Genomic DNA, 8,261 nt, shown 5'->3' on the forward strand with positions numbered 1-8,261 from the left:
CGCAAACCGGGCGGCCGCCAAACTATTTACCGCATGCATTACCGGTCATTCATAGAATAAATTTCACAAATAATGCGCGCGCCGCTAATCTGGACTTCCCTTTGATTTGGCGAGCAGACGATGGCGGAGCTTTATCTCGTACGGCACGGACAAGCCTCGTTTGGCGCGGCGGACTACGACCGGCTCTCCGAACGCGGCGAGCAGCAGAGCATCTGGCTCGGTGAATACTTCGCGCGGCAAGACATCATCTTCGATCGCGTCATCTGCGGCACCTTGCGCCGCCATGAGCAGACCGTCGGCGGCATCCTGCGCGGCATGGGCGCCTCGGGCGCGGCGTATGAGCAGCATGCCGGGCTGAACGAGTACGACTTCCAGGGGCTGTTTGCCGCGCTCGGTGAAGACTTTCCCGAACTGACAAAGCTGGCTTCGGGCTCGATGCGCGACCACTACCGTGCGCTCAAACAAGTGCTGCAATTGTGGTCCGACGACAAGATCCGCGGGCCCCTGCCCGAGACGTGGGCCGCATTCCAGCAGCGCGTGGCCGAGGCGCGCGCGGCCATCCGGGCCGGCGGCGGACAGCGCGTGCTGGCGGTCAGTTCGGGCGGCCCCATCGCCGTCACGGCGCAACAGGTGCTGGCCGCGCCGCCAGCCAGCGCCATTTCACTGAATCTGCAGATCCGCAACAGCAGCGTCTCTCAGTATTTCTTCAACGCCGAGTCGTTCCAGTTGGCCACCTTCAACGGCATTCCGCATCTGGATGACCCCGCGCGGCGCGAATTCCAGACCTACGGCTGAACGCGCAAGCAGACGCCCACAACACACACAACCATTGGAGGAGCACACCATGAGCACCAACCTGTTCGACCTGACTGGAAAGATCGCCCTGGTCACCGGCGCCAGCCGCGGCATTGGCGAAGAAATCGCCAAGCTGCTTGCTGAACAGGGCGCGCACGTCATCGTATCCAGCCGCAAGCTGGCCGACTGCGAAGTCGTGGCCGAACGCATCCGCGCAGCCGGCGGCAAAGCCGAAGCCCTCGCCTGCCACGTCGGCCGCATGGAAGACATTACGGCCGCGTTCGACACCATCCGGCGCACGCACGGCCGGCTCGACATCCTCATCAACAACGCGGCAGCCAACCCGCACTTCGGCCACATTCTCGAGACCGATCTGGCTGCTTACGAGAAAACCGTGGACGTGAACATTCGCGGCTACTTCTTCATGTCGGTGGAAGCCGGCAAGATGATGAAAGCGCAGGGCGGCGGCGCGATCGTCAATACCGCGTCCGTCAACGCGCTGCACCCGGGCGACAAGCAAGGCATCTACTCCATCACCAAGGCTGCCGTGGCGCATATGACGCGCGCGTTTGCCAAGGAATGCGGGCCGTTCGGCATTCGAGTCAACGCGCTGCTGCCGGGCCTGACCAAGACCAAGTTCGCAGGCGCACTGTTTGAAGACAAGGCGACCTACGACCGCTGGATCAGCGAGATTCCGCTGCGCCGCCACGCCGAGCCGCGTGAGATGGCCGGCACGGTGCTCTACCTGGTATCCGACGCCGCGAGCTACACCAACGGCGAATGCATCGTCGTCGATGGCGGCATGACGGTCTGACGGTCCGACGGCCTGACGCGGGGCGAGCCGCGCAGAGGACGCACGATGACGACCCGACGGCAACCAGGTCGTCATCCGCGGCACGGACACGCTCGCCGCGTTCGATACGCCGCTCGTCTCCAACCACATCGGCCCCGAGTTCGACCCAAAAACGCGCGGTTCGCGGGGGTGTGGCGCGCACCACAACAGCGCCCTTGAAATCTGCGAACAACTGTATATATTTACAGTAACTGTAAATTTATACAGCACTCGCCATGGATGACCTGATCCGCATTGAGAACGAATACGACCGCCAGACGGTGCTCTGGCTGCGCGAGCGCCTGGGTGAACAGGCCCTGAACGAAGTCGTTTTGCGCATGGACGGGCGCGGGCGGCCGTATGCGTCGGAAGTCTGCCGCACGCTGGGCCTGACGCCACCGCCGCGTAAGCGGGCCACGCAGCGTGCGCGACCATTCAACCGGGCCGTGGGTGAGGCGTATCTGGCCACCATTCGGGGCATTCTGGGCGCTGGCCGACACGCTGCGGCTTAAGCGCCCGGATCCGTCAGGGTCGTCGCTGTTTCCTCGCGCAGCCAGGCGAGCCAGGCGCCGGCCGGGCTGTCAGCCGTGACAGGCGTGTCGGCCAGCAGGCAATACGCCGATCCATCGCGCCGGAAGCCATCCGACGCCACCAATCTGCCATCCTTCAGATCATCTCCGGCCATCAGCCTGGACGCGATGGCAGTGCCCTGCCCAGCCGAGGCTGCCTGCAAGCTCAGGTAGAAATGTTCGTAGCGTGACTCAGGCAAACGCCCACGCGGGCGCGGCATGCCGCTGATACGCCACCACGTCTGCCACGCATCGGGCCGCGTGGCCGTGTGCAGCAAGCGGCGGCGCTTGACGTCAGCCCCCGAACGCACCCGCGCTGCTCGGCAGCGTTCTGCAGGCAGAAGTCAAAGCACCTGCCCTCCCGACCCTCGCACCGCAACGGCGCGCACGCGACCCACCGCTGGGCTGATCCGCTTCTCATATCAGGCCGTTTGCTGGCGCTTGCGCTCGATGTCCGGCAGAAACACCGTCAGCAGGCCGATGAGCGGCAGGAACGAGCACAGGTGGTAGACGTTGTAGATATCGGTCGCATCGGCCAGCTTGCCGAGCACCGCTGCGCCAATACCGCCCAGCCCAAACGCAAACCCGAAGAACAGGCCCGACACCATACCCACCTTGCCGGGAATCAGTTCCTGCGCGTACACCAGGATGGCCGAGAACGCCGAGGCCAGAACCAACCCGATGATCACCGTTAGCGCGGCTGTCCAGAACAGATTGGCGTACGGCAGCAGCAGCGTGAACGGCGCCACACCCAGGATCGACACCCAGATCACGACCTTGCGGCCAACACGGTCGCCGATCGGCCCGCCGACAATCGTGCCCACCGCCACCGAGAACAGAAAGAGGAACAGGAACAGTTGCGACGTCTGCGCCGACAGGTGGAACTTGGTGATCAGGTAGAACGTGTAATAGCTGTTCAAGCTCGCCAGGTAAAAGTACTTGGAGAACAACAGCACGACCAGCAGCGTCATCGCAAACGCCACCTGAGCGCCCGACAGTTTGACGGCGGCATGGGCCCGGCCACCCGCCTTGCGGCCATGGCCAGCAGCACGCTCACGCTTGTACCAGCCGCCCACGTGATAGAGCACAAAGATGGCAATGAGCGCAGCAATCGAGAACCACGCCAGGCTGTGCTGCCCGTACGGCATGATGATGATGGCCGCGAGCAACGGTCCCATCGCGCTGCCCACGTTGCCGCCCACCTGGAACAGCGACTGCGCCAGGCCATGTCGCCCGCCCGACGCCATACGCGCCACGCGCGACGATTCCGGATGGAAGATCGACGAACCCGTGCCCACCAGCGCAGCCGCAAGCAGCACCGTGCCGAAGTTAGGGGCTACCGACAGCAGCAGCAGGCCTACCAGCGTAAATCCCATGCCCACCGACAGCGAGTACGGTTTCGGGTGCTTATCGGTATAGAGCCCGACCATCGGCTGCAGCAGCGACGCCGTGATCTGGTACGTGAGCGTGATCAGCCCGATCTGCGAGAAATCGAGGTGGAAGTTGCCTTTGAGTAGCGGATAGATCGCCAGGATCAACGACTGCATCATGTCGTTGAGGAAATGCGCGAAGCTGATGGCGCCGATCACGCCAAAACCGGTCTTGTCAGCCTGCGCCGCGGGGGTGGCCGCGGGGCTGGCCAAATCAGCGGCTGTGCCGTTTGCGGTGGTTTGCATGATGGTTTGCGGTAACGATGTTCAGGCGGGGGAGCGCTCAATGCTGCGCCCAAACGGTGCAGGCGTGTTACCGCAAATTTGACAATGATTAGCGCAAACCAGACAACTTACTGTCGGGGCAGAAGCGTCAGTCCACGCGACGCCGCTTCCATCAGAGCCGCCCCCACCTCCCGCAAACCCGCGCCCAGCTTGCCTTGGCAGGCAGCCGACCTGTTAGCCGTTTTCGCGCGCGGGGCTACTCCGTTCGGAGCATGGCCGCTCAGGAGACGCTTTCTATACTCGCCAGCATGGACTGCAGCACGGCGCCCGGAGCCACCCGCGAGCGCCAGCGCCGACGGCCTGACGGAACCGATGCGTGGGCAACTTGCATGCACGACGATCCGCAATCCGAACCGATGACCTGCATTCACGATGCCGCACATCGGTCAACCAGGGAGGGGAGCCATGATGATCCTGCTAACGGGAACGCTATGCCGCGCGATGGGAGACCTTTTTTATCAGGCCTTGCTAGACGACCGGGTCGTCTGCTGCTTCGTCACCTCCGAAGCCGTGGATGTCACCGGCAATGTCACGCGCCCGCCGCGCGCTTCGTCCCCGTGTACCGACCCTCGGCTCGCTGACGTCTCTCGGTCAGCGAGTTATTGCGCGCCCCTCGTCCCGTAGGGCGCGCTCTTTTCTGCCGATGCCGTCAGCGCGGGGGCGCTGGCGGGTCAACCCGCTCATCAACACGAGAAGTCCGTCCGCCGATCAGCCCGGCATCCGTCAGCTCGCGCTTCAAGTAGGCATACAGCACCGGCGCGGCAATTACGCCGCCCACGCCAAACAGCGCTTCCATCACGATCAACGCAAGGATCAACTCCCACGCGCGCGCGTCGATGCGGCTGCCGATGATGCGTGCGTTCACGAAATACTCGAGCTTGTGCACCACCACCAGGAAGATCAGCGATGCCACTGCCAACTCCAACGATGCGGTCACGCTCATCACCACGATGGCCGCGTTGGAGATAAGGTTGCCGGCCACCGGAATCAGCCCGGCCACGAAGGTCAGCAGGATCAACGACTTGGAATACGGCACGTGCTGCCCGAACAGCGGCAGCGCGCCCAGCAGGTAGATGGCAGCGAGCGCTGTGTTGAGCGCGGAGATCTTCACCTGCGCAAACACCACGGCTTCAAATGCATCGGTCAACCGGCTCAACCGGTTCAACAGCGCTGCGGCCAGCGGTTTGTGGCGCGACGGGTCCGGCATATCCGACCACGCCACCATCGCCCCCAGGATCAGCCCGACCAGCATCAATGCGCTGGCACGCAAGCCGTCGATACCGAGCGTCGACACCTGATGGCCGTGCTCCTTGATCATCTGCACAAGCTGCATACGCAGCTCGGACACCGACTGCGGAACGTAGTCGACCACTGCTGCCGGCAACGATTCCCGCACGTTTTCAAGCACGTCGGCAATGCGCGTAAGCATCCCTTCAAGCCCGTGTCCGTGCTCGACCAGGCGGCCAATCCCGATGCCCAGCCCCGCAAGAATGAGCGCTGCAATGACGGACACGGCGATCACCGCAGTCGCCTTCGCGCGCCTGGACAGCATGCGTCGCTCGCGCAGGCGCGCTTCCAGCTTGCGTGCCAACGCGTAGACGAGGAAGCCGGCAATGGCCGCCGGCAGCAAATGCAGCCACAGCACGGTCGCTATCATGATTGCCACCAGCACGTAGCTGACGGCGTTGATGGGGCGGGTGTGCGCGCTGGGGGGAAGCTCTGGAGGCAGCATCGTCATGAAAACAGGCCGGCAGCAATGTTGATGGAGAGCGCGAGAATGCTCGTATTGAAGAAGAACGACAGCAGCGATTGCCCTAGCACTGCCCGCCGCATCGCGCGCGAACGGATGCTGACATCGGCCGTCTGGCTGGCGACCGCGATCGTAAAAGAGAAGTAGAGGAAATCCCAGTAATCGGGCTCGAGCTCCTCGTCTGGAAACCGCAGCGGCGGCGCATGGGGCGCGCGGTAATACAGATGCGCGTAGTGCACCGTGAACATCATCGGCACCATCAGCCACGCGCCCAGCACCGTAATGCCGGTGAACACGTAGTGCGATGCCTGTGCGTGCCCTGCCGACTTGGCTGTCGCCAACTCAAACGCAATCGCCACCATGCTGGCCACCACACCGAGGCAGACCACCGCCAGCACGGCAGATGCGCGCTCATCTTCACGGCGGGCGACAGCGCGAATGCGGTGCGGGTCCGCGCGCAGCATCATCACCGTGATCAGGATCAGGTACGTCCACACGGCGACGTCCCAGCCGAGCAGCAGACGGACAAGCCACCCGTGCGCGGGCACAACGGCAACCGCAACGGCGCCCAGAACAAACGACGACAGCAGGCGCGGCCGTGCCGCGGCAAAACGGGAAATCTGGGAAATCTGCGAGGACTCGTCTTGCTGGCTCACGTGGGCCTCAGGTGCGTGTTCAGGGATTCACACAAGGCCGGCAATGCCAGCCGATGAGGCGACATGGTAGCCGCTTCAGCGCGGCATCAGGACGGCGCGAGCATCGAAGCAAACGAGCGCTTGCAACGCTCCTCCAGGTGTTCGTGCGTGGAGAGCTGCTCGGCGATGACGGTGGCTTCCGGATACACGCGGCACATGCCGATCATTGCGGTCTCAAGCGCCCCCTGCGAGCCGGCCTGAAACTGGAATTGCTCCAGCACAGTGTCGTCGGCATCGCGCACAGTGATCTGGAACGGGCCCGGGGTGACTGTCGCGCAACCGGCCAGCATGGCGGCCGCCGCCAGCGGAATACACAAGAGGGAGCGGGACGGACGGGGGGAACGAATCATCATGGCTTCCGGGTTGCGATGAGAGTGAGACGCGGCAATGGCGACTCGGTTCGCAATAATCATGCTTCCCGACGGCACAAACAGACGGCACAAACAAAATCTATGGTCACCCCCACTTTTGCAACCCTGAAGTTGGATGGTGTGGTTGGCTTGCCTAAATCTATCCGGCGTCGTTGTGGGCAGAGGCTGCCCGCGCCACGATGAGAATCGCGCCTGAAGGTCCTTTAAAACGCCCACGGCTTCGAGAGCCGATTTGTTTGCCAGGTTGTCCGTCAGGCCGGTGTGCCGTTCACGTCATCAGATGTCAGCGGTCGCAAAGCCAGGTGGGAGAGGTTCAATACGGCCGGGGTGGATAGCGGGCGCTCAGGCTTGCTGAGCGCCCGTGTCCACCCTGAACGTGGTGTGGTGCGCCGCCAGCGCCCACGCGGTGCGCGCCAGCTTGTTGGCCAAGGCGCAGGCGACGACGTTTGAGTGCCGCCGCATCAGCATGGCCCGAACCCAGTCGGCAAGCCGGCCGGTTTGCCGCTCCAGCCGCTGCATGTAGGACCTGGCGCATTGAACCAACAGGCGGCGGATATTCTTGTCCCCGCGCTTGCTGATGCCGAGCAGGTTGGCTCGCCCACCAGTGCTGTATTGACGCGGGACCAGTCCGATCGACGCGGCAAAGTCCCGGCCGCAGCTATATTGCTTGCCATCGCCCATCTCAGTAGCCAACACGCTCGCAGTGATCGGCCCTACACCGGGAATCGACAGCAGGCGTTGCCCCAGGTCATCTTCGGCGAGCTGCCGACCCATCTCGCGATCGATCTCGTCAACCTGCTCGCTGAGGTACTTGAAGTGGGCGTGCAACCGATCAAGGATGCCAACCAAGCGGGGCGGCAACGGGTGCTCGGCTAGCACCGACGGCAAGCGCTTGATGACCGCCTGGCCTGTCGGCAGGCTGATTCCGAATTCGAGCAGGAAGCCGTGGATCTGGTTGACCGTCTTGGTGCGGTCGCGGATCAGCGATTCGCGCACCCGATGCAGCGCCGAGAGTGTTTGTTGCGACTCTGTCTTGGGGCTCACGAACCGCATGGAGGGACGGGACGCCGCTTCGCAGATCGCCTCAGCGTCGACGAAATCGTTCTTGTTGCCCTTGACGAAGGGCCGCACGAACTGCGGTGAGATGAGTTTGACCTGATGGCCGAACGCGGCCAGTTTGCGAGCCATGTGGTGGGCCCCGGCGCAGGCTTCCATGACCACGGTACAGGCCCGCAACGTGGCGAAGAACTCGATCAGTTGCTTGCGGCTCACCTTCTTGCGAAACACGGCCTTGCCGTGCTGGTCCTGCCCGTGAAGGTGAAAGCTGTGCTTGCCCAGGTCGATCCCAACCAGCGTGACGTTCTGCATGATGGCCTCCACAAAGAAACACACCCTACCAGCGTGACCCGCTCGTAGGGTGTGGGGGTGACCATCTCATTACGCCCGCAATGTGTGAACTGACCCCGTAAAATTGGACGGTTCGTAAGGCTAGGCCTGACAGGGCTGAGTTCTGTATTGCACAGGACTCAGCCCT

Annotated in this window: 9 protein-coding genes and 1 pseudogene; 4 read left to right on the forward strand and 6 right to left on the reverse strand. The window is 63.3% G+C overall.

Annotation, left to right across the window (positions count from 1 at the left end; translation table 11 throughout):
- The first annotated feature begins 120 nt into the window (after positions 1-120).
- The 4 genes and pseudogenes from PSUB009319_RS20865 (at position 121) to PSUB009319_RS20880 (ending at position 2,139) form a co-directional block, all read left to right on the forward strand.
- Positions 121-795 (forward strand): histidine phosphatase family protein, encoded by a 675-nt coding sequence (locus tag PSUB009319_RS20865; protein WP_124384087.1) that lies wholly within the window; start codon positions 121-123, stop codon positions 793-795.
- Positions 796-844: 49 nt separating this feature from the next.
- On the forward strand, positions 845-1,609 hold the full coding sequence (locus PSUB009319_RS20870) for an SDR family oxidoreductase (protein WP_124384088.1): 765 nt from the start codon (positions 845-847) through the stop codon (positions 1,607-1,609).
- 52 nt (positions 1,610-1,661) lie between these two features.
- Positions 1,662-1,754, forward strand: a pseudogene (locus tag PSUB009319_RS23320) (MBL fold metallo-hydrolase); the annotation flags it as partial.
- Positions 1,755-1,863: 109 nt separating this feature from the next.
- Positions 1,864-2,139 carry a hypothetical protein gene (locus PSUB009319_RS20880; protein WP_124384089.1) on the forward strand — a complete coding sequence of 92 codons (276 nt, stop codon included), beginning with the start codon at positions 1,864-1,866 and terminating at the stop codon, positions 2,137-2,139.
- Here PSUB009319_RS20880 and PSUB009319_RS20885 read toward each other — a convergent pair.
- The 6 genes from PSUB009319_RS20885 to PSUB009319_RS20920 form a co-directional block, all read right to left on the reverse strand.
- Positions 2,136-2,507 carry a LysR substrate-binding domain-containing protein gene (locus PSUB009319_RS20885; protein WP_260393093.1) on the reverse strand — a complete coding sequence of 124 codons (372 nt, stop codon included), beginning with the start codon at positions 2,505-2,507 and terminating at the stop codon, positions 2,136-2,138. The genes PSUB009319_RS20880 and PSUB009319_RS20885 overlap by 4 nt on opposite strands.
- Before the next feature lie 111 nt (positions 2,508-2,618).
- The gene (locus PSUB009319_RS20890; RefSeq protein WP_124384090.1) at positions 2,619-3,872 is read right to left on the reverse strand and encodes an MFS transporter; all 1,254 of its coding nucleotides are present in this window, start codon (positions 3,870-3,872) and stop codon (positions 2,619-2,621) included.
- Between the two features lie 688 nt (positions 3,873-4,560).
- The gene (locus PSUB009319_RS20900; protein ID WP_124384092.1) at positions 4,561-5,649 is read right to left on the reverse strand and encodes an AI-2E family transporter; all 1,089 of its coding nucleotides are present in this window, start codon (positions 5,647-5,649) and stop codon (positions 4,561-4,563) included.
- The gene (locus PSUB009319_RS20905; RefSeq protein WP_124384093.1) at positions 5,646-6,317 is read right to left on the reverse strand and encodes a DUF1345 domain-containing protein; all 672 of its coding nucleotides are present in this window, start codon (positions 6,315-6,317) and stop codon (positions 5,646-5,648) included. Before PSUB009319_RS20905 ends, PSUB009319_RS20900 begins: the two co-directional genes overlap by 4 nt.
- Before the next feature lie 86 nt (positions 6,318-6,403).
- Positions 6,404-6,706, reverse strand: a complete 303-nt coding sequence (locus tag PSUB009319_RS20910) for a hypothetical protein (protein ID WP_124384099.1) — start codon at positions 6,704-6,706, stop codon at positions 6,404-6,406.
- A 363-nt stretch (positions 6,707-7,069) separates the two neighbouring features.
- Positions 7,070-8,095 carry an IS110 family transposase gene (locus PSUB009319_RS20920; RefSeq protein WP_124384095.1) on the reverse strand — a complete coding sequence of 342 codons (1,026 nt, stop codon included), beginning with the start codon at positions 8,093-8,095 and terminating at the stop codon, positions 7,070-7,072.
- Positions 8,096-8,261: the final 166 nt, after the last annotated feature.

The sequence above is a fragment of the Ralstonia sp. SET104 genome, from assembly GCF_003851545.1.
GTDB lineage: Bacteria > Pseudomonadota > Gammaproteobacteria > Burkholderiales > Burkholderiaceae > Ralstonia.